Annotated in this window: 21 protein-coding genes; 3 read left to right on the top strand and 18 right to left on the bottom strand. The window is 46.4% G+C overall.

Annotation, left to right across the window (positions count from 1 at the left end; genetic code table 11):
- Positions 1–655: 655 nt before the first annotated feature.
- From ACZ5V1_RS11815 to ACZ5V1_RS11805, 3 genes are read right to left on the bottom strand one after another with little or no spacing between them, the layout of a single operon-like run.
- Positions 656–1,699 (bottom strand): tetratricopeptide repeat protein, encoded by a 1,044-nt coding sequence (locus ACZ5V1_RS11815; RefSeq protein WP_464389001.1) that lies wholly within the window; start codon positions 1,697–1,699, stop codon positions 656–658.
- Positions 1,700–1,703: 4 nt separating this feature from the next.
- The gene (locus ACZ5V1_RS11810) at positions 1,704–2,258 is read right to left on the bottom strand and encodes a YajG family lipoprotein (protein ID WP_464389000.1); all 555 of its coding nucleotides are present in this window, start codon (positions 2,256–2,258) and stop codon (positions 1,704–1,706) included.
- A 15-nt stretch (positions 2,259–2,273) separates the two neighbouring features.
- Positions 2,274–2,741 carry an AraC family transcriptional regulator gene (locus ACZ5V1_RS11805; RefSeq protein WP_373794437.1) on the bottom strand — a complete coding sequence of 156 codons (468 nt, stop codon included), beginning with the start codon at positions 2,739–2,741 and terminating at the stop codon, positions 2,274–2,276.
- Positions 2,742–3,094: 353 nt separating this feature from the next.
- Between ACZ5V1_RS11805 and ACZ5V1_RS11800 the strand changes: the two genes are divergently transcribed.
- Positions 3,095–3,370 (top strand): HU family DNA-binding protein, encoded by a 276-nt coding sequence (locus ACZ5V1_RS11800; protein ID WP_160712778.1) that lies wholly within the window; start codon positions 3,095–3,097, stop codon positions 3,368–3,370.
- A gap of 276 nt (positions 3,371–3,646) precedes the next feature.
- Here ACZ5V1_RS11800 and ACZ5V1_RS11795 read toward each other — a convergent pair whose 3' ends face one another.
- The 5 genes from ACZ5V1_RS11795 to ACZ5V1_RS11775 form a co-directional block, all read right to left on the bottom strand.
- Entirely contained in the window at positions 3,647–4,975 is a 1,329-nt protein-coding gene (locus ACZ5V1_RS11795) for a glycerate kinase type-2 family protein (RefSeq protein ID WP_464388999.1), read from the bottom strand.
- A gap of 327 nt (positions 4,976–5,302) precedes the next feature.
- The gene (gene lipA / locus ACZ5V1_RS11790) at positions 5,303–6,202 is read right to left on the bottom strand and encodes a lipoyl synthase (RefSeq protein ID WP_464388998.1); all 900 of its coding nucleotides are present in this window, start codon (positions 6,200–6,202) and stop codon (positions 5,303–5,305) included.
- Positions 6,144–6,788, bottom strand: a complete 645-nt coding sequence (gene lipB / locus ACZ5V1_RS11785) for a lipoyl(octanoyl) transferase LipB (protein WP_464388997.1) — start codon at positions 6,786–6,788, stop codon at positions 6,144–6,146. The genes lipA and lipB overlap by 59 nt, the downstream gene beginning before the upstream one ends.
- Positions 6,789–6,808: 20 nt before the next feature.
- On the bottom strand, positions 6,809–7,936 hold the full coding sequence (locus ACZ5V1_RS11780) for a small ribosomal subunit Rsm22 family protein (RefSeq protein ID WP_464388996.1): 1,128 nt from the start codon (positions 7,934–7,936) through the stop codon (positions 6,809–6,811).
- A complete protein-coding gene (locus ACZ5V1_RS11775) occupies positions 7,933–9,474 on the bottom strand; it encodes an ASKHA domain-containing protein (protein WP_464388995.1) in 1,542 nt (513 codons plus the stop codon). The genes ACZ5V1_RS11780 and ACZ5V1_RS11775 overlap by 4 nt, the downstream gene beginning before the upstream one ends.
- A 168-nt stretch (positions 9,475–9,642) precedes the next feature.
- Between ACZ5V1_RS11775 and ACZ5V1_RS11770 the strand changes: the two genes are divergently transcribed.
- Positions 9,643–10,095, top strand: coding sequence for a hypothetical protein (locus tag ACZ5V1_RS11770; RefSeq protein WP_464388994.1), 453 nt, complete (start codon positions 9,643–9,645; stop codon positions 10,093–10,095).
- Between the two features lie 217 nt (positions 10,096–10,312).
- Positions 10,313–11,293, top strand: coding sequence for a flagellar motor switch protein FliM (gene fliM / locus ACZ5V1_RS11765; protein WP_464388993.1), 981 nt, complete (start codon positions 10,313–10,315; stop codon positions 11,291–11,293).
- 228 nt (positions 11,294–11,521) lie between these two features.
- On the opposite strand, the gene truA is transcribed toward fliM, so the two are convergent.
- From truA to ACZ5V1_RS11715, 10 genes are all read right to left on the bottom strand, one after another.
- Positions 11,522–12,295 carry a tRNA pseudouridine(38-40) synthase TruA gene (truA, locus tag ACZ5V1_RS11760; protein ID WP_464388992.1) on the bottom strand — a complete coding sequence of 258 codons (774 nt, stop codon included), beginning with the start codon at positions 12,293–12,295 and terminating at the stop codon, positions 11,522–11,524.
- A 3-nt stretch (positions 12,296–12,298) separates the two neighbouring features.
- Positions 12,299–13,024, bottom strand: coding sequence for a MotE family protein (locus ACZ5V1_RS11755; protein WP_464388991.1), 726 nt, complete (start codon positions 13,022–13,024; stop codon positions 12,299–12,301).
- Entirely contained in the window at positions 12,951–13,385 is a 435-nt protein-coding gene (gene fliJ / locus ACZ5V1_RS11750; RefSeq protein ID WP_464388990.1) for a flagellar export protein FliJ, read from the bottom strand. Before fliJ ends, ACZ5V1_RS11755 begins: the two co-directional genes overlap by 74 nt.
- Positions 13,386–13,509: 124 nt before the next feature.
- Positions 13,510–14,247: an adenosylcobinamide-GDP ribazoletransferase gene (locus tag ACZ5V1_RS11745; protein WP_464388989.1), complete on the bottom strand. Its 738-nt coding sequence runs from the start codon at positions 14,245–14,247 to the stop codon at positions 13,510–13,512.
- Between the two features lie 2 nt (positions 14,248–14,249).
- On the bottom strand, positions 14,250–15,188 hold the full coding sequence (locus ACZ5V1_RS11740; RefSeq protein ID WP_464388988.1) for an SAM hydrolase/SAM-dependent halogenase family protein: 939 nt from the start codon (positions 15,186–15,188) through the stop codon (positions 14,250–14,252).
- A 136-nt stretch (positions 15,189–15,324) separates the two neighbouring features.
- Complete coding sequence (locus tag ACZ5V1_RS11735; RefSeq protein ID WP_066855414.1) at positions 15,325–15,969, bottom strand: redox-sensing transcriptional repressor Rex; 645 nt, start codon at positions 15,967–15,969, stop codon at positions 15,325–15,327.
- 91 nt (positions 15,970–16,060) lie between these two features.
- On the bottom strand, positions 16,061–16,369 hold the full coding sequence (locus ACZ5V1_RS11730) for an ATP synthase F0 subunit C (protein ID WP_160712804.1): 309 nt from the start codon (positions 16,367–16,369) through the stop codon (positions 16,061–16,063).
- A gap of 78 nt (positions 16,370–16,447) precedes the next feature.
- Positions 16,448–17,149, bottom strand: a complete 702-nt coding sequence (atpB, locus tag ACZ5V1_RS11725; protein WP_160712806.1) for a F0F1 ATP synthase subunit A — start codon at positions 17,147–17,149, stop codon at positions 16,448–16,450.
- Between the two features lie 3 nt (positions 17,150–17,152).
- The gene (locus tag ACZ5V1_RS11720) at positions 17,153–17,584 is read right to left on the bottom strand and encodes an ATP synthase subunit I (protein ID WP_160712808.1); all 432 of its coding nucleotides are present in this window, start codon (positions 17,582–17,584) and stop codon (positions 17,153–17,155) included.
- Positions 17,559–17,834, bottom strand: coding sequence for an AtpZ/AtpI family protein (locus tag ACZ5V1_RS11715; protein WP_464387259.1), 276 nt, complete (start codon positions 17,832–17,834; stop codon positions 17,559–17,561). Before ACZ5V1_RS11715 ends, ACZ5V1_RS11720 begins: the two co-directional genes overlap by 26 nt.
- Positions 17,835–18,043: the final 209 nt, after the last annotated feature.

The following is an 18,043-nucleotide window of genomic DNA, read 5'->3' as shown; positions in this document are numbered from 1 at the left end:
GCCACACAACTCATCCTCCTCCCTTGCAGCGTCGGCCGTGCCCCTTACCCCTCGGGCACGGCCGACTCGTCTTTTGTGGGTTCGTGAAGTGGGGGGCGTGGAGGGGCGAGATATGGCTGCAATGCTCGATCACTTCGTTATCAGTGAAAATCCTTCACATCGACGTAGCACTGCTACGCCTTCGTTCGAATTTCCCCTGATGCCTTGCCATCGAACATTTCGCTCATCCCTCGCCCCTCCACGCCCCCCACTTCACGAACATGATGATCATGGAATTAAGAGTAATATCTGATTGGTAACAATAAAAAATATTGGAATATTCAAAAGATAACCTGCTGAAGGTATCAAGAAGGCCTTACGGTTGGACAATGAAAATATGTTGAGATGAGTGTTGTTGCTATTTGATTGATAAAGACACATTTCCGGATCAGTCTCAAAAAAACAAAAAAAGGGTGGAGTTTTTAACTCCACCCTTTTCTATTGAATTTACCAGTAAGCCGTAATGTTCATAAGGAAACGAAAGTCTCTCGGTAATCGCAGTCGAGAGGGCGTTCCTCTCGCGGGGATGCAAGGGGCTGGCCCTTTGCCCGCCGGAGGCATAACAAAACTTCAAAAGCGCCGCAGGCAAAAAAGCTTACAGTCAAAACGGCAACCCCTACCGCTTGCACATTCCTCGGGCGATGCCCCAATTCAATTCTTTACAAAACCCTAGCTCACATCCTTTGCGGTAATTTACGCACATTGAGTCGTAATCTTTGAGCACAAGATCTGCTGAGCCGTGCGAGATGTAAAGATGTGGGTTGTCGGGTGATAGCGAGATGGCTTTGTCGTAATCTACGATCGCCATGTACGCGAGATTTGCCCGAACGTATGCTGTGCCTCTGTCGTGTAAAGCCATCGTGAGGTCTGGTTCCAGATCAATGGCGTCATTGTAGTAACGGATAGCTTCAACGGTATCTTTCAGCTGAAAAAGGATGCTTCCTTTTGCATGCAGAAGGATAGGTTCATTTGGAGCAGACCGCAGAAGCAGGTTTACTTTTTCAAGCATCTGCTTTGGATTTTTCCAGAGACCCTGATCGTATTCTGGAACTAGCTTTCTGTATGCTTTAAGAGCGCGTAGCCTGTTTGCGAGATTATCAAAAAAGAACTGTGTTTTTGACTCGAGATTAAGCAAATAGGTTTTCTGCTTGTCGCCAAAAACTTTTGCTGAAAAATCTTGCAGATAGCCTTCTTCAGCCATGAAAATGGCTTCATGAATTGCCGAACAACTTGTCGGTTTAAGCGCAAGCAGCCTTTTTTCATCGAACTGTTTGATCGGGGAAATCGTGACCTCTACATTAATGTAGTTGCCATCTATGTCCTTAGTCCGGAATATCTTTGATCGATGAAACTTGTAGAGCTGGGTCGCAACTATGGCTTCTTCCCTTACTGACAGTGATGGCGACTTACTTGATCTCAAGGCAGTTTCTTGCCGATATTCAATCCATCGTGATGCACGGGTGAATGCTCCGTGCAGTGCAAACGCTTCAGCAATGACTGTGGCTGCCTGCTGGGTAAGCGAGTAGCCATAGTTTATTTTTACTGTATGCGAAAAGGGCACAGGAGCAAGCGGCTCTGGTGTAGCAAGCGCTGGTGCATAGGTGCAGAGGCACAAGCCTATTATCGCAAGTGCAGTAGTAAGAGATCGAAGCTTTTTCATAGTACTACTGTGCGGAAAGAATCATTGGGACAGCAGGATTAATTGCTTCCTGTAACAATTCGGCAAGTAGCGGCTCAATGATGTTGGTGTACGGCACGCCTTGTTTTACCACGGTCGCTCTGTAGGTTGTCTGTAATCCATTGTTTACACCAACTGCGATAGCGAGTTCGCCACGGTACTTACCTGCTGAAAGAGGTGTGACCTTGAGCTGTGTGATGGTGCCAGTTACACGAGTTGGAAGATTTTTAATTTGGCTTGGGCTAAGAACGTATTCAACGGTTGCGCCTTGGCGGGTGAGCTCTTTTTCGAGTCCTCGTGTAACCCAGGCTGCAACATTGGATACGGGAGTTAGTTCTTTGTCTTTGTCGATGCCAAGAATTTTTGTGGTGCGTGCGTCAGTAAACTGAACAATACCAATTGTCGCTTTGTGCTGCTTTTCCACAGCAGGAAGCTCTTCTGCTGGAACATACCGTAAACGTACTTGGGATGATGCACAGCCGGAAATGGTCAGCAGTACTGCGCAGAGGATGAATACTAAAGATCGGTGAGCGCGAAACATGTGGCCTCCAGAAGTTTATATGGGCTGAAGTGGTAATAAGAGTCTGGTTAGTATTTCTTTATCGGCAGAAAAGGTCGTATCACTTAAATAGATTTCAATATTAGGTTGATCTGCAGGCGTTCGGCCACTGGTAGGCAGCCATTCCCAGTACAACTTGTTCCATGCATCATTCATTGTGTCGTATGAACCGTGGTGGGTGTACATGGCGAATTCGCCACCGGGAACAAATATCTCTCTCGCAATACCGGCGGAGTCTATTTCATCAGAAATACTTACAGCTGCGTCATAGCGTAGCTGATTTTCCGGCGTGGCCGTGGAGTCGTGGCGTAACCCTAAAAATATAGAATGCTGTGACAGCAGATCATTTTTGGCAATCCACAAAGAAAGCTGACTCCACGCTAGCGGTGCAGATGTGGCATATGGGCCAATTTCTCGAACGGCTGCTACACGGATGTCGGGTAGCGTATCAATAACAACTTCCATTGCAGAATGCTCCTTGTATTGAGCTTACTTGTATAGTGAAATGGCATAGAACAGCAACCCGTGAGTCTACGTATTAAAAAAGTACACTGAGAGGGTGTACTAAGCTCCGAACTGGGGGCATTTGCTTCGTTTCGGGCAGTGCATTGGCATTGTTGAAGATGAAAGATTGTCCATATTGGGGTAAAAAAGTCACAAAAAGCCCTCAACGCCTGAGAATTAACAGTTTTCGGGGCATTCCGTATTGACAAACTGACTAAGCTTTGCGATTGCTCTTTGCTGGCGCGAGCGCCTGATTAAAAATTATCAGATCACACTGGTCTGTTAAACTCATACATTATGTAATGGAGAACTTCATGACAAAAGCTGAATTTGTAGAAAAGCTTTTCACTAAAGCTAACCTTGCTTCTAAATCTCAGGCTGAAACTGTACTCGAATCCACCATCGAAACTATCACTGAAGCACTTATGGACGGCGAGTCTGTAGTATTCACCGGTTTTGGTAGCTTCAAAGTTGTTGAGCGCGCAGCACGTAAAGGCCGCAACCCTCGCACAGGTGAAGAAATCGAAATTGCAGCAACTAAAGTTGTTAAGTTTACTCCAGGTAAAACTCTCAAAGAAGTTGTAAAATAATTTTTTGAAATTTACCTGACGCATTCAGGCTTTTGCCTGTTGCACTATTCCAGATTGAAATACAAATACGCAATGCTATGCGTGGAAAATTGGTGAACGTGTGACTTGTTCCATGATTCTGATTTTCGCGGCAACGCAGCAATGAGTAATTTCTTTAATCTGGAGCACTGATGATATCTCAGTGCATAATTCAAGCATATATTGCTTTGAATATAAAAATCCCGGTTTGACATATGTCAGACCGGGATTTCTTTTATTGAGTTTGAAGCGCTTTGGTTAAAAGGGTTCGAATTGTACCAACGTAATGCAAATGTCCATCACGTTTGTTAACGTCGGTCCGGTCTGCAAGAGATCTCCTGTGCCTTTGAGATAATTGTAAGAGTCGTTATCTGCCAGATAGACCTGTGGGTCTATGCGGCACTCTTTCGCACGTACAAGAGAATCCGGAAGGGCAAAACCACCGGCGGCATCGGTCGGACCATCAGATCCGTCTGTGCCTGCACATAGCATTGCAATATTAGGACACCCATCAAGAGCAACCGCTGCTGCCAGCGCCATTTCCTGATTTCTTCCTCCAACTCCTTTCCCTGTCAGCGTAACGGTTGTTTCGCCACCGGAAAGTAGACAGAGTTTTTCTGTTTTAGATTTAGCAGCACTTTGAGCCTGCTTAGCTATATCTTCTGCTACAGTGCGCGCTTCTCCATTCATTGTTGAAGTAACAATCTGTGGAGTGAAGCCGAGTTCTTCGGCCTTTACAGCAGCTGCCTGCAATGCTTGTTCGTTTGTTGCTACAAGTAGGTTTTGTACAGAATCAAATGATGGATCACCTGCTTTTGGCGTTTCGAAGATGGTACCATCTACGCCTTTTTGTATGTGTGCCAATATGTTGACGGGTACTTTTTCAATCAGTTTGTAGCGTTCAAGAATGTCCATACAGTCTTTAAACGTAGAGTTGTCCGGTGACGTAGGGCCGGATGCAATTACGTCTAAATTGTCACCCACAACATCTGAAATAATCAATGCTGCAAGGGGGGCAGGGTACGCGGCGCGGGCAAGATTGCCACTGCCGAATATGGACATATGTTTGCGAATTGCGTTTATTTCATTGATGTTAGCGCCACATTCCAGAAGTAACTGTGTCGCCTGCTTGCCTTCATCTAAAGATATGCCGTCCACCAACGCAGGTGTCAGGGCACTTGCTCCGCCAGTAATGCAGCAGAGTACAAGATCTTTTTTTCCGGCTTTTGCAGCAAGATCAAGAATAGCGTGCGCGCCGAGTTCTCCGTTTGCATCTGGAACAGGGTGTGCTCCTTCAACAGTGCGGATAATACGAAGCGGAACGGTATGGTCGTATTTTACGCAAATAACACCGTCAGTAATTCTGTCACCGAGTATTTCTTCCAGTTTGGCAGCCATGGGGGCTGCACCTTTACCGGCACCGACGACATATATTTTATCAAAGGTATTAAGGTAGTAGGTTACGTCGTCAATAAGCAGGGTATCCCCATCAAGGGATACAAATCTACTGACGGCTTTATCTGGCGCAACCGCAGTAAGCGCAGCGCCGAGTATTTGGTGTAACATGTCTTTTGGATGTGCGTTCATAGTAGATTTTCTCTGGGAATAATCGGTTGACGAAACGTGCTGCGATTACCAGAAAAGGAGAACTTCTCCAGCATAAACAGCAAGAAAGATCCGAACTTTACACGCAAAAAGAATTGTTATTTGTATAAGCTGATGCTCGCGGAAGATTTCAGCTTTCTGTGCCCCCTCCCCTTAGTGTAATAGATTTTGGTTGATCGTGTCACCGCAATCATTCGGTAACATCGGAGAGTTCCTGCGCTGTGTCTGGTGCGTAGTGTGCTCATACAGCGCGGCCAATATGAAAGTACGCCGCCACCCCTACGCGGGATAGCGGCGTACAAAACTATTCTATAAAGCAGATTCTACAGATTCAGCCTTTTGCTCTTCAGCAAACATTGCTGCGTTGTAAGAAGAGCGGACAAGAGGGGCACTGAACATATGCTTAATGCCTTTGCTCTTTCCGTATTCTGCGTATTCTTCAAATACATCAGGGTGTACGTAGCGTTTTACTTCAGGATGCAGACGGGAAGGGCGCATGTACTGGCCAATGGTCACGATGTCACAGTTAATTGCTGCGAGATCATCTATTACGCCGCGTACCTCATCGTCTGTTTCGCCAAGTCCCACCATCAGGCCGGATTTGGAGCGGCAACCCGCTTCCTTAACACGCCGGAGCAGCGTTAAACTTTGCTCGTAATCTGCCTGAGGACGAATATCGTCATAATACATAGGCGGTGTCTCAACGTTATGGTTAATGATGTCCGGCTGGGCATCAATAACTATCTGGAGTGAAGCCTTACTACCTTGAAAGTCAGGAATAAGTACTTCGATGCTACAGTCTGAGACAGCCTCACGGACTGCACGGATTGTTTTTGCAAAGTGCTCCGAGCCCCCGTCAGATAAATCATCACGGGTTACAGAAGTGATCACCACATGCTTCAGGCCAAGGCGTTTTGCGGCCTCAGCCACGCGCGATGGTTCATCAGCATCAAGCTTTTCAACTGGATCATTACTGATATTACAAAATGCACAGTTACGGGTGCACGTGTTGCCCATAATCAAAAAAGTAGCTGTATGCGATGTAAAGCACTCGAACATGTTCGGGCATTTTGCACTTTGGCATACGGTATTAAGATTAAGGTCTTTTACCAGCTCAGTTGTTGCAGCATATGTCTTGTTGCAAGGTATTTTAACCCTGAGCCAAGGTGGAATCCGCAAATACGGTTCTGAACGCTTCTGTGAGCACATGTTTCACTTCCTGCATGTCTATGTCATTGCGGCCAAGTTCTTTTTCGAGCGAAGTAGGCTCTGCATCTGCAAGACCGCAAAGAGTGATTAAAGAAAATAAATCGACGTCGGTTAAAACGTTGAATGCAAGTCCGTGGTAGCTTGTCCATTTACGCATGGCGATGCCAATGGAACAAATCTTTCTGTTCCCAATCCATACACCGGGCCTGCCTTCCTGCCTGGTTGTATCCAATCCATAATGAGAACATGTTTGTATTACGACCTCTTCAAGGTCTGTAAAGAGTCCGCGCATTCCACCCGGTTTTTTGGCAACGCGAAAGATTGGATACGCGACCAGCTGACCGGGGAAATGGCAAGTAATATTGCCACCTCTTGAAGAGTGGGCAAGTTCGATATTGTGTTGTTGTAGAAACTCATCGCTGACATGCAGATTCTCTCTGCCACCGTTGCGACCAAGTGTGATTACCGGCGGATGTTCAAGGAGGAACAGCGTTTCTTCTGCTCCTTCAACAACTTCTGCCAGAGTTTCTTTTTGAATCTTTTCAGCCTCAGCATAGGAAATGAGTCCCAAATCAACAACACGCATCGTATTTTCCTATAATATAACTATCGACGGCTCGGGAATACTTCCAAAGCACCGGATTTAGCATCTACTCGTGGTTTGTCCTGCCATTCGACATTAACAAGGCTGCCGCTTTCGAAATTCTCAGCTTCGTGCAGCAAAGCAATACCTTTATTAGAACAAGCGTAACGAGCTTTCTGCTGCCTGCCCGGAATAATTACCGGATCGGACAGTACACGTACGTTTTCCGCGTATTCAGGATCAGCTTTGCTAGCGAGCAGGAAGCTGAGACTAACGTTTTTGCGGTTCATACGGGCACGCTGAGTAAGCTCGCGCAGCCATTTCGGCGCATGATCTGCTGTCATGTTGAAATGACACCAGCTTGTTGCGCTACGGTCGAGCATTGGACATTCAACGTCATGAGGGCATGGAGCCAGCGGTCGGTAGCCTTCTTCAAGAAGGCCTTCACGGGTAAGCCCGATAATTTTGCCACCAAGGCGTGTGCCCGGTTCAACGAATAAGACAGAGCCGTCTTCTTTGCAGGCGCTTGCCATGTTGTGGGCAAGGTCGAAGAAGCGGTCTTCCATTGTCTGTCCACGGTTTGCGGAAAGCTCGTTAAGCACGTTTGCGCCCGTAACTAAGGCCATTCTGCCGTGGTTATGACGCAGACTTTTTTCGAGAGTTTCGCGAACCAGTTTGATCTTCCAAGGGCCTTGACCCGGTTCAACACCTGCCATTACTTCAAAGATTCTACGACCGTGCTCCATAGGCTTTTTAGCCACGTCGGTGCAGATGAACGTAAGATCTTTGTTACGTAAGTCAGGACGGCTGAGCCACAATGCTTGCACAAAGGTAAGCGGGCCGGAGCCTAAGTCTAATATGGTATCGCCGTTCTTCAGTGGAATGTGCAGCTGCGGCAAAAGCCAAGACAGTCTGTACAAGTTCCAAGGAAGGAAAAAGCGAATGTACGCAGAAAGTGTACGCGGGGTAGACCAGTAGTTGGCTCGCATACCGCCACGTTCGTTTGTAAGCGTGCGTGAAAGATCTGCCACAGCATAAGGGAGATCGCGCTTGTGCGCTGCCTTAATAGGCAGCGCTTTATTTAAAACTTTTTCGTAACCTTCTAAGGTGTCACGAATTTTTGCTGTCGGGAATAAAAGAACTGTGCTCATATAAATGTAAAGCGCATGTGGCGCATAAATGTTTGCGTGAAGTCGGGGTCTGCGGTGAGATCAACGGCTTCACAGTTTGCGGTCAGGCTTTCTGCCATGCTGCGTAGGGTGGGGTCAATAAGCATCAGTTCAGCTCCCTGCAGGGAGGTGTTGTTTACAGCTTCCACTCTGGAGCCCATTCCAGCCGGAATGAATCCTAATCCTTCAAGATCCTGCACTGCGGCATGCTCTCCGAGAGCACCGGCAAGATAAATATTTTTCAATTGCGCTGCAGAAATATCAGCGGTTTCCAAAATACGGGTAAAGGCAAACGTGAACGCTGCTTTAACCTTGAGGAACTCTTCAATATCTTCTGCAGAAAGGAACATGTTGTCAGGCAGTGCCAAATGCTGGATGCCGTGACGAATCTCCAGACGTTCAGCCAGACGCTCACCCAATCCTTGAGTTTGCTTGTTTATGAACAGTCCGTCGTTGGAAATAAAATTGATTTTTCGTAATGCGTGAATCAGTGCAAGGTACCCTGTTCCGCTAATACCGTCTGCGTAGGTTGCATCCAAAACAGACGGAACAAGACCGGTAGGGGTTAACTTGTATGATGTCGCAATACCTTTTGCCGCTGTTGCACCATAATGCAAACCAACGCCTTCCAATGCAGGCCCGAGCGCTACACTGGTTGCAAGGTAGTTGTCAGGGCTGAGGGCGAGAATGAATTCGCCGTTAGTACCCATGTCTGCAAGGATGAACGGGTATTCCGGATCTTTTTTCAAAACCGCAACTAGCCCTGCGGTCAAATCTCCGCCTACAAACGGCGCAGCAAGTGGCGCAATGTATGCTGGTGGTAAGTTTCCAATCTTTTCTATGCTGCCGCCCTTATATGTAAGGTTGTAAGGCGCGGTGGCAAGGCAAGATGTATCAAGCCCGAGAAGTAGGTAGGTCATTGCAGGGTTTGCTGCAACAGCAATAGTCTCAACAGTTCCGAAGGAATCTTGTGTAAGCTCTGTAATAAGTTCTGCAATTCTGCTGACAACAAGGTCTTGTAAAATTTCTTTGCCGGATTCTGTAGCGGCAAAACTGAGACGCGACATGATTTCAGAACCAGCGCCCATCTGCGGGTTAGGTTCAGAGCCGAAAGCAATGCGTTTTTCACCATCAAGCAGTGACCAGTGCATACTGGTAGTGCCGAGGTCTACAGCAAGGTGTAATGCTTTGCTGCTTGATTCCGCAATTTCGACATGTCTAACGTAGGTATTCTCCGGTATTTCAATGATCATACCGTCTTCTGGTTCATGCCTGCATGCCAGACGCCAGCCCGCGTCAATAGCATGTTCTTTAAAGATGAGTGTGTCAGGTCCAACAGGTAAGGGGGCATTTTCCACGAAGCGTACTCTGCATTTTCCGCACTGACCCAATCCTGAGCAGAGGGGTGGGGCAAGAACAAGTCCGCTGGTAAAAATAACCTGAGCCAAAGTACGTGGCTCTGCCTGAGAAACGTGAAGGGACTTTTTCCGACCGGTGTAATCAATGATGGTAATCTGCATAGTAAAAAGACCATGCCACAAAACATGTCAGGTTGAAAGCGGGACTCTTCTTACGCTTAATCTTGAAGGTTGAGAATCTGCATGAAAGCAGGTAAGTTGCCCTAGTTTCACTAAAGTATAGAGTGGGGTGTATTGTCCTCAGCCTAACGTTTATGAAAAGAGGTGGAAATGGATCTGCTTGTATTAGGATTCTGCGGTCTTATTTTTGTCTGTTTGGCTGCAGGATGCAATTTTTTTGCTACAGCCAAAATGAAAGACAAAATTTACGCTTCAAAGAAAGCACGACGTGCGTTACATGCTGAAGTTACTGAGTTGCAGGCAGCGCTTATTTCCAAGCGTGAAGAGAAGAAGATTGTAATTAGTAAATTGCGCATGGCGAGAGCTGAAAGTAGCTCGCAAAAGGAGGTGGAAATGGATGCAAGTCCCAGTACCCCCAGCGGAGCACACGGAACGTTCGAGCAAGAACTGGTAAGTCAAAAAATAATCACTGAACGTGATCTGGACAGGGTCAAAAAATATCGCAGGTCAACTTCCTGTCCCTATGGAGTTGCAGAAACTATTGTTATGCTCGGCTATGCAAGTCAGCATGATGTAGATTTTGTAAAAGCAAAATATCCTTAAGAAAATAGTCTGTTAGCGTGCTTTGTGGATATGGCTATGTCTGCTTATCATGCATCCATATGGGCTGCTGCACTCTACAACGTGTTTGGGCTAGGTCTTGGCATTAATAGTGCATAAAATCTAACCAGACACATGTTGTGTCAAAAAATTCCTACCTGATTGCGTGCCATGTGCCTTGCGCTGGTTCTGAATACAGGTTTTCGGAGATACAGGACGTATGAATAAGATTTTAGCACAAGACGAAGTAGATGCTCTGCTGCGGGGATTATCCGGCGGCGAAATCGAAAGTGAATCGGATATTCCGGAAGATGAAACTGGTATTGTGGCATTTGACCTTGCCAATCAGGACAGGATCATCCGTGGCCGTATGCCGGTTCTTGAGATTGTAAACGACCGCTTTTCACGTCTGTGCACTAACGCACTTTCAAACGCTGTTCGTAAGCGTGTTGAATTGAACCCTATTTCGATTGATATGACGAAATTCGGCGATTTTATGCGTTCCTTGCCTGTTCCGACAAGTATCAATATTTTTAAAATGGAACCGCTACGTGGTAACGCCATAGTGGTTGTCGACTCCCGACTTGTATTTGCGCTGGTAGAAAACTTCTTCGGCGGTGCGGGTAGTCAGCCAAAAATTGAAGGTCGTGAATTTACACGCATTGAGCAAGCCATTGTTGACCGCGTTATCAAAATTGCGCTGGATAACATGGAAGAAAGCTGGCGTCCTGTTCACGAAGTTAATCTGGAGCTTGTACGCTCTGAGATTAACCCTCAGTTTGCGGCAATTGTACCACCGAGTGACGTAGTAGTTGTCATTACCTTTGAGGTTGAGCTGGAAAGCGCTATCGGATCGATGATTATGTGTTTACCATACGCAACCATTGAACCAATTCGTTCCAAGCTACATGCAAGTTTCCAGACAGAACGTCTGGAAGTTGACCATGCTTGGGTTTCCCGTCTTAAAGAACGTTTGCTTGAGACTCCTGTAGACATGAAAATTCGCTTTGGTGAATCAAAAATTACAGGTAACCAGCTGCTTCGTCTTAAAATAGGCGATGTCCTCTTGTTGGATACAGACACAGATGATCTGCTTGAAGCCACGATTGCTGGCGTTAAAAAATTTCATGGGATTTGTGGCACTGTAAAATCAAACAAGGCGTTCCAAATCGTCAAAGAAGAAGAGCCAAGCTACACGTAGCTAGCAATTATCATTAAAAATGTAATAGCTACAATGCGTCAACAACCGTACAGTAATTCCATACTGTGCAGAGGGCACGGTGCGCGTATCTTGGACAAATGGTTATGCGTGTTCAACTGAAGGCCGGATTTATCCGGCCTTCTCGTTTGTCTAAAGACTAGAAATAAGGACGTGTGATAGGAAAGAGACATGCCTGAAAGTGCAGGCAGGATGGGGATGTCGCGTGTTTTAGTAGAAGACTTTATGCATGGACAGTCCACATGCAGGTGCCGTAGCAGGTGCCGCAGTTCTGTCTTTTGCTGCAAGGATTTCCGGTATGGATTCCGGCGCAATTTTATGCATTCCGCACGCAACGATGGTTCCCATAAGATTGCGAACCATTTGTTTTAAAAATCCGGAAGCTTCAAATGTCCAGACAAGCTCTTCCGGTAAAATATCATGTTGTGCGTAATCCGGACACGAATGGGTGATGCTGGTAATGTTGCGGACAGTGTTTGTAATATCTGATCCGGCATTCTGGTAGGTCGCGAAATCGTGCTCACCCAATAAATAGGTTGCAGCAGCTTCCATGGCAGGAATATCCAGCGGGCCTATCTTCCATGCAAATGGATAACGGGCAGGCAGGATATAGTGTTTATTAAGCCACAGGGTATAGGTGTAGCTTTTAGCTGTAACATCGTAACGGGCGTGAAAATCGTCATCCACGATGGCTACGCTAGTTACAGCAATGTCGTGTGGCAATTTTGTTGTAAAAATTTTTTGCCAGTTAACTGTTGCCCATTTTTCCGGCAGATCAAAATGCGCGACCTGAGCGTCCGCGTGAACGCCGGAATCAGTGCGACCGCTGCCATGCACTCTAACAAGAGTGCCGGTGACAGCGGTCAGAATTTTTTCAATTTCGCCTTGGATAGTCGGCTGCGGATGTTCAACCCTGGCAGGTTGAATTTGCCACCCCACGTAGTGGGTACCGATATAGGCGACAGTAATTTTTATGCGAGGCATTCTCTACTCAAATGGTAACTGCATATTTGTCAGTGCTTCGGAAAGACGTGCAGCCTTGTCCGCTCTAACAAATGTCAGGATTTCACCTGCTTTTCGTCCGCGCATGCCAGCCAAGATTTTAACAGAAATTTGTTCATCGAGGGATTCAAGAACCTGTGCAGCTTGTTTTCCTTTCATGTTGGAATACACATCTACAAGGTGCTTCATCTTTTTGTCCTGAGTCTCTTTTGCGTTTTTAAGCATAGACTGAAGACGCTTTTCAAGTGCTTGCAATTTAGCAAGTTTTCCATCGATGGTTGCCTGAAGTCTTGAGAGTTCCTGTTCACGTCTGTTCAGCTCAACCTGTTTGGTTTTGAGCAGGTCGCGTGTCATGGAATCCAATTCAGCTTTGGGCTTTGGAGCAGGTTTTTTAGGGGCTTCTTTTTCTTCTGCATGCGCTTTGCTGGTAGTAAGCGTTGCCGGAGACGTTGGCAAGCTCTGTTTGACCTGTGCAAAGCGTTCTTCAAGCGTGAGCGATGCTTTTTCTGCCACGGTTGCTACATTTTTTGTAGTACTTGTTGGCAAAATAGAAGCAATCTGTGTGTCAGCATCGAAAACAATAGAGCCTACGAGAATGAGTTTGAACAGAATTGCGCAACCAAGAAGCTTGCAAATTTTAGAAAGCTTGAGCTTTGAACCTAAGGGTTGCTGTTTCGTCGAGCTGGTGTTGTTCTTTGGTCTTTTCTTCATGTGCGTGCCGCTTTGCTTGATTTTCTTTAAGTTTTTCCAGTAGCTTCTTTTCCTGAGCTTTCTCAGTCAAATCTTGCCGTGCAGAATGCAGTTCCTGTGCAATAGTAAGCAGACGATGCTCAGCAGTGCTAATATCTTGACGCAAACCTTGCAGGAAATTGCGGATAATCCATGTTTGAGCAGGGTCCGAAGTTGTGCTCATGAGCGTCAGATTGTCGGCAAGCGAATCCCGCAATCCGTCAACACGTCGTACTTGTTTTTCGTACTTGAGTAGCGCTTCAGAAAGCACAAGCTTAGCCTGATCTTCCAGCTGCGTTCGGTATTCGAGCACCTGCTGCAACTTGAATTTGAATGGTGCCATAACCCCTTCCTAGTAGTGTCAACTGAATGACATGTTACCTAGATGTATACTGGTTATAGCATGTTCCGTGCCGAAGTGGCCGGAATGATGGATGTTGGAAAGAATTGATAGAAAGAAATGGAGATTACATAAGATAGGCAAGCATGGCGGCAAGTTCACCGCCTACAACAGCAGCACCAAGGAAATCGCCGTTTATGCCGCCTTGTACTTTTGCCAGTCGCAGATATGACCAGAGCAGGAAAGCGCAGAGCAAGGCTGTATACACGGTTGGAAGAAAGCCGCAAAGAAAGAAGCCTGTTATAACAGTGAGTGCTGTTTGTATCATTATGGTAGATCGGGTAGCGCCCTGAAGGAAAAGCCGCCCTTGTGTGGATGCTTTTGGTGCATCACCTAATCCACCTAACACAACAGCTGCTACGCGTCCTGCTATAGGCGCAAAGATAAGTACCTGCCAGTTTCCGAGCAGGAACAACTCGTGGGCAAGCAGTGTTTGCCCGAGAATTCCGATGACCATTGCGATAGCACCAAAGGCACCGACTCGGCTGTCTTTAACAATCTGCCAGAATCGTTCACCTTGTGCACAGCTTCCCCATCCATCCCAGATGTCAGCCCACCCGTCCCAATGAAGAGCTCGTGTTACCCATATGGATAGAAACACCCAAAGCCATGCTTGAACCCAAGGATGTTGAGAAAAGGTACCGAGTGCGAAGGGCAGGGTTATGAGTGCCCCGACAGTGAGTCCGACAGCATAAAATTGACGCATAGTAGCGGCAATCTCCTCATTAGAGTACATGCGCGCGCAACCGAGGCGTGTCATAAAACTGAGCGCCGTCATATATTCAGTCCAGAATCGAGTCAGCATTATTACATCTCAGGCGGATCAGAGAGAGCTATCTTAATGAGTTCGCCAAGCTGAAGGTTGATGAACTGCGCTGCTGAGCACATATTACAAGCAATTTCTAAATATCCCTGACTACCGCAGATTACACCAATTTGATTCTCTGTCAGATCAGCATAGGCGGAGATGAATCTGAGCGGACGGGTTGTCTGTGTGTACAGAGTCAGTTCCCCACCGTTCGCAATTCGTTGACGCCATTCTTCGCTTGGTAGGCCGAGGATAATGTTGCCGAAATGGTCTATATGCAGCACATGAGTTTCAATCATATTGTCATGCTCTTTTGGCATATACTCCGGCAGAGTGACAATAGTGTCTGTGAGCTGATGTCCGTAACGTTTCATGTACGGCGTAAGAATAGAATCAGTCTTTGTAGGCTGTGGCGGGAACGTTTCCAGTCTGCAATCCTGCGTAGAATTTTTACTGAACGGCGTAGGGCTGGTGCACTCCATATAGGATGGAATTTGCTCAATATGCAGAGCAAGGTCAGCCGCTAGCGGAGAGAACAGCGTTCTACCATGAAAAGTACAAGAAGAGGCTGTATGTTCAAGGGGGAGATTGTGCTGCATGATGCGATAAATAGGCGCATCAGGAAAACGAGCGTGTAGGAACGATAAGCAACCATTGTCTGGAGCGAGAACGGCTTTGTTATCTAATACCATACATAAGATATCGCGGGTAGTTCCTACGCCCGGATCAACAACGCAAATGGTAACAGAGTGAGACGGCAGATGCTCAATAGTTGAGTCTAGAAAGTATCCTGCCTGCGCTATATTATAGGGCGCAATGTCGTGTGTAATATCGATAATTTGATGTTGCGGTGCAAGTGTGCTGAGCACGCCTTTCATCTGCGCAACGTAAGGATCTGTACTACCAAAGTCTGTGAGTAGAAAAAAGCTAAGAGACATGTTTTTCCTCCAGAAAGTAGAAAGCCAGACCCCATCATAACGTTTTTACCCCGTACACAACAGTATACGGGGTAAAAAAGGAAAAAAATTTTCGACCGGTAAGCGAGCGCTGTAATCTAATACGTTTCCAAATGCACTATTTAGTATTCGGATGAGTGATATTGAATGAGAGTGCGTACAAATGGTGGAAAAAGTCTACGTATTCAACATTTACATGGTCAGGCACGGTAATGCGAGACGGAGCAAAGTTAAGAATACCATTAATGCCTGCTTCCACAAGGTGGTTAGCAGCACGCTGGGCGCGTTCCGGCGGAGTGGTAATGATACCAATTTCGGCGCCGTTATCGCCAATCATTTCGCGTAAACGTTTAGTACAAACAACTTCTAGGCCTGATACTTCTTCACCAATTTTGAATGGGTCGCAATCAAATGCGCCAACAATATTAAAACCGCGAAGACGGAACTCTTTGTGATTTAAAAGAGCTTTACCAAGGTTACCTACGCCAACGAGAACGGTTCGCCATTCTCTATCAACACCAAGAGCGCTAGTGATAGAAGCGATGAGATTCTTGACGTAGTAACCAACACCACGCACACCGAATTCGCCAAAGTAAGCAAGGTCTTTACGTATCTGTGAAGCGTTAACATTGCACGCTTTTGCAAGCGGCTCTGAGGAAATAACTTCAGTACCTTCGCGCTGAAGATTTTCCAACACTTGAACATATACGGCCAGACGTTGAATGGTCGCTCTTGGGATATGTTCACTTTTTTGTTGAGGCATGAGCGCTCCAAATTTGTGAAATAATTCTCATAGTTTAAGGTAAAAAGAGGAGGCCGTAGTAACGGCCTCCTCTAAAAGGCTAGTCGTAAGCTTATGCAGTAAGAAGCATAAGGTTAACAACGAGAGCGTAAATAGCGAGGGATTCTACGAATGCCAAGCCAAGAATAAGAGCAACGGTAATTTTGTTAGATGCTTCTGGGTTACGTGCAGTACCTTCACAAGCAGCTTTCAGACCAAGACCCTGACCGATACCACAACCAGCAGCAGCAATAGCCATGCCGAGTGCAGCACCGAAGTATACGAGGTCGCCGTATGTGTTTGCGCCATCAGCTGCAAATGCTACAGCAGCGATAGAGATCAGAGCAACGGTGTTGAGAGCAATCATAAGAAACTTACGCATTTTGAAACACTCCTAAAATTATTTTATGTTAGTTGGTCAAAGACCATTTCCCCCGGTAATAAGGCCGGAACATGCGGACTAATGCGCGTGTTCGAGTGAGCCTTTGAGGTAGATCATGCTGAGCATGAACCAGATAAATGCCTGCAAGCACTTAGCAAGACCGAACAAGAAGTAGATCGGAATAGTACCTACGATAGGTGCAAGCAGGAAGAACAGGATCAGAACAATTTCTTCACCTCTGATGTTACCGAAAAGACGGAGTGTCAGAGAAAGTGGACGAGCACAGTGAGAAATAAGTTCCAACGGTAACATCAACGGAGACAGCCACCAGAAGGGACCGCAGAAGTGTTTGATGTAACCGAGACCCCATCGTCTGAGGCCAACCCAGTTGTAGTAACCGAAAGTAAACAGAGCCATTGCTGCGTTCGTGTTAACGTTCGCTGTCGGAGCATCGAAGCCCGGCACAAGGCCCATGAGGTTCATTGTAATAATAAAGAGGAACAGAGCGATAAGGACGTGGAAGATTTTTCTTCCGTCTTCACCGATGTTGCTCACAACGAAATCTTCGAGACCGCCAATGATGACCTCGAAAACGTTTTGTAACTTTCCGGGAACAAGTTTTATTTGTCCACGTACAAGGAAGGCCAAAGTAAACAGAATCGCCATAGCGATCCATGTGTAAAACACATGGCTGAAATTGACTACCTTCCCCATGATTTCAATGCTGTCCATGCCTAATGCAGGCGCGAGCAACACCGGATGAGGCAAACCACTTGCCATATCCTAAGCCTCCTTGGTTTTCCGCTCATTCTGTCTGGAAATCATCCAGATGAGCATCGTTACCATACTTGTCGCCAAACCGGCCACAAGTGCCATCATAGGAACGTGTACCTTTACGATAAGAGCGGCAACTACCACTCCTACGATAAGTAGGCGCCCATAGAATCTGAATAGCATTCCAGTCAGCATGCTTCGATCATATTCTTGCAAGATGATTTGCTGTATGAACTTGGCAATTGAAAAGAAACTTAACGTGGCTATTACTGCCCCAATTGCAAATGTAATTGGCCACACGCTAAACCAGACCGTGCAAAGTGCTGTAACAATGGCAATGCCGCAGAGTTGAATCTGGATCCGAAGAATCGATCGGATATCAGGCAGTCTGAATCCTTTGAAGTACAGACGCTTTTCAATCTTTTCGCTTAAATCTTTCATTCTCTTCTTTTTCCTGATTCCTCATTACCTTCTTAGTATCAGCATACACAGCTCTGAAACCGGCAATTACGCCGAGAATCAAAAATACTATGAACATCCAAGGTTTCGTTCCTAACCAATCATCCAGATAATAACCGGCCACCGCCCCCACAGCGGGGTGAGACACCATGTGCAGACCAATCGTTCCGACTGTTCCCATGGTATCAACGTATTTTCCGGGATTAGCTCCCTTGTCTTTCTTAACGACCATAAATGATTTCCCTTAGCATGCGAAAGTGCTGCGTAAGCTGGACCACTTCGTGCAATCGTTCACAAGTTGATTTGGAGTTATCACGCACGGTACCCTGCGTCAACGTGTGAAGCTGCTTTTTTGTTCTTTTTTTCACACAAAATAAGCGGGTTGAGTATGCAACCAATTGTGTTTTTCAAGTAACTCTTGCAACACTTTTGCCTCTGAAA

The organism is Halodesulfovibrio oceani subsp. galateae (assembly GCF_055397225.1).
The sequence above is the reverse complement of the archived record's forward strand: the minus strand, read 5'-3'. Positions and strand labels throughout refer to the sequence as shown.

Bases quoted from the DNA above. Each gene is read 5' to 3' on its own strand.
- ACZ5V1_RS11715 (WP_464387259.1), bottom strand. From the start codon at position 17,834: ATGGTCGTTAAGAAAGACAAGGGAGCTAATCCCGGAAAATACGTTGAT.
- ACZ5V1_RS11775 (WP_464388995.1), bottom strand. From the start codon at position 9,474: ATGCAGATTACCATCATTGATTACACCGGTCGGAAAAAGTCCCTTCAC.
- ACZ5V1_RS11795 (WP_464388999.1), bottom strand. From the start codon at position 4,975: ATGAACGCACATCCAAAAGACATGTTACACCAAATACTCGGCGCTGCG.
- fliM (WP_464388993.1), top strand. From the start codon at position 10,313: ATGAATAAGATTTTAGCACAAGACGAAGTAGATGCTCTGCTGCGGGGA.
- fliJ (WP_464388990.1), bottom strand. From the start codon at position 13,385: ATGGCACCATTCAAATTCAAGTTGCAGCAGGTGCTCGAATACCGAACG.
- atpB (WP_160712806.1), bottom strand. From the start codon at position 17,149: ATGGCAAGTGGTTTGCCTCATCCGGTGTTGCTCGCGCCTGCATTAGGC.
- ACZ5V1_RS11745 (WP_464388989.1), bottom strand. From the start codon at position 14,247: ATGCTGACTCGATTCTGGACTGAATATATGACGGCGCTCAGTTTTATG.
- ACZ5V1_RS11780 (WP_464388996.1), bottom strand. From the start codon at position 7,936: ATGAGCACAGTTCTTTTATTCCCGACAGCAAAAATTCGTGACACCTTA.
- ACZ5V1_RS11755 (WP_464388991.1), bottom strand. From the start codon at position 13,024: ATGAAGAAAAGACCAAAGAACAACACCAGCTCGACGAAACAGCAACCC.
- lipA (WP_464388998.1), bottom strand. From the start codon at position 6,202: ATGTGCTCACAGAAGCGTTCAGAACCGTATTTGCGGATTCCACCTTGG.
- ACZ5V1_RS11735 (WP_066855414.1), bottom strand. From the start codon at position 15,969: ATGCCTCAACAAAAAAGTGAACATATCCCAAGAGCGACCATTCAACGT.
- ACZ5V1_RS11810 (WP_464389000.1), bottom strand. From the start codon at position 2,258: ATGTTTCGCGCTCACCGATCTTTAGTATTCATCCTCTGCGCAGTACTG.
- ACZ5V1_RS11815 (WP_464389001.1), bottom strand. From the start codon at position 1,699: ATGAAAAAGCTTCGATCTCTTACTACTGCACTTGCGATAATAGGCTTG.
- truA (WP_464388992.1), bottom strand. From the start codon at position 12,295: ATGCCTCGCATAAAAATTACTGTCGCCTATATCGGTACCCACTACGTG.
- lipB (WP_464388997.1), bottom strand. From the start codon at position 6,788: ATGCGTGTTGTTGATTTGGGACTCATTTCCTATGCTGAGGCTGAAAAG.
- ACZ5V1_RS11720 (WP_160712808.1), bottom strand. From the start codon at position 17,584: ATGAAAGATTTAAGCGAAAAGATTGAAAAGCGTCTGTACTTCAAAGGA.
- ACZ5V1_RS11730 (WP_160712804.1), bottom strand. From the start codon at position 16,369: ATGCGTAAGTTTCTTATGATTGCTCTCAACACCGTTGCTCTGATCTCT.
- ACZ5V1_RS11770 (WP_464388994.1), top strand. From the start codon at position 9,643: ATGGATCTGCTTGTATTAGGATTCTGCGGTCTTATTTTTGTCTGTTTG.
- ACZ5V1_RS11740 (WP_464388988.1), bottom strand. From the start codon at position 15,188: ATGTCTCTTAGCTTTTTTCTACTCACAGACTTTGGTAGTACAGATCCT.
- ACZ5V1_RS11800 (WP_160712778.1), top strand. From the start codon at position 3,095: ATGACAAAAGCTGAATTTGTAGAAAAGCTTTTCACTAAAGCTAACCTT.
- ACZ5V1_RS11805 (WP_373794437.1), bottom strand. From the start codon at position 2,741: ATGGAAGTTGTTATTGATACGCTACCCGACATCCGTGTAGCAGCCGTT.